The following is a 968-nucleotide window of genomic DNA, read 5'->3' as shown; positions in this document are numbered from 1 at the left end:
TACCCGAAGGTGGTGCGCTAACCGGCAACGGAGGCAGCCAACCACGGTCAGGTCAGCGACTGGGGTGAAGTCGTAACAAGGTAGCCGTAGGGGAACCTGCGGCTGGATCACCTCCTTTCTAAGGAAAAGCCGGCCCGTCCAATCGGGCCGCGAGCCGACCAAGAAGCCGCCGCCGGCGCATCCCTTCTCACGGATCTCATCATGGCCCTCTTTGAATGGGGGTGGCCATGAGGGGCTAGTAGCTCAGTTGGTTAGAGCGCGCGCTTGATAAGCGTGAGGTCGGAGGTTCAAATCCTCCCTGGCCCACCACCCATCAGGCGACACCGCGTTACACCGACATGGGGGCATAGCTCAGTTGGGAGAGCGCCTGCTTTGCAAGCAGGAGGTCGTCGGTTCGATCCCGTCTGCCTCCACCAGTCTTCTGGTGTCGAGGCGATGGTGGTCTTCCAGGGAGATCCGTCAGAAGGAAACGCAACACGGAAACGTGAGCTTCGGGCTCCCCATCGCGGAGGGGACTGGAGCGGGATCATGGACAGTGTGAAGACGATTGTTAAGTGACCGAGGACGGACCTCGGGCCGGCTCCGCGAAGGGTTGGTTCGATGGTCAATGCATCTTGCGGCGTTGTGCGTGCGTCTGGGCTTGCCCCTGCGCGTGGCGCAACCGCTGAGTTTAGGATCAAGCGTCTAAAGGGCATCTGGTGGATGCCTTGGCACTGAGAGGCGATGAAGGACGCAGCACGTTGCGATAAGCCATGGGGAGCCGCGAGCAGGCTTTGATCCGTGGATTTCCGAATGGGGCAACCCACCGCGCAAGCGGTATCCCGCACTGAATCCATAGGTGCGGGAGGCGAACCCGGCGAACTGAAACATCTAAGTAGCCGGAGGAAAGGACATCAACCGAGACTCCGCTAGTAGTGGCGAGCGAACGCGGACCAGGCCAGTGGTTGGACCGACATAACCGGAAGCGT

2 tRNA genes and 2 rRNA genes are annotated in these 968 nt (G+C 60.8%); all 4 read left to right on the top strand.

The features are described from left to right. Positions 1–118: ribosomal RNA gene (locus tag GBZ26_RS29550) — 16S ribosomal RNA — on the top strand; the annotation flags it as partial. A 114-nt stretch (positions 119–232) separates the two neighbouring features. Next, positions 233–309, top strand: a tRNA-Ile gene (locus GBZ26_RS29545). A 31-nt stretch (positions 310–340) separates the two neighbouring features. Then, a tRNA-Ala gene (locus GBZ26_RS29540) sits at positions 341–416 on the top strand. Positions 417–674: 258 nt separating this feature from the next. Further along, positions 675–968: ribosomal RNA gene (locus GBZ26_RS29535) — 23S ribosomal RNA — on the top strand; the annotation flags it as partial.

This window comes from Azospirillum formosense (genome assembly GCF_013340925.1).
GTDB lineage: Bacteria > Pseudomonadota > Alphaproteobacteria > Azospirillales > Azospirillaceae > Azospirillum > Azospirillum formosense.
This window is presented reverse-complemented; position numbering and strand designations above follow the sequence as displayed.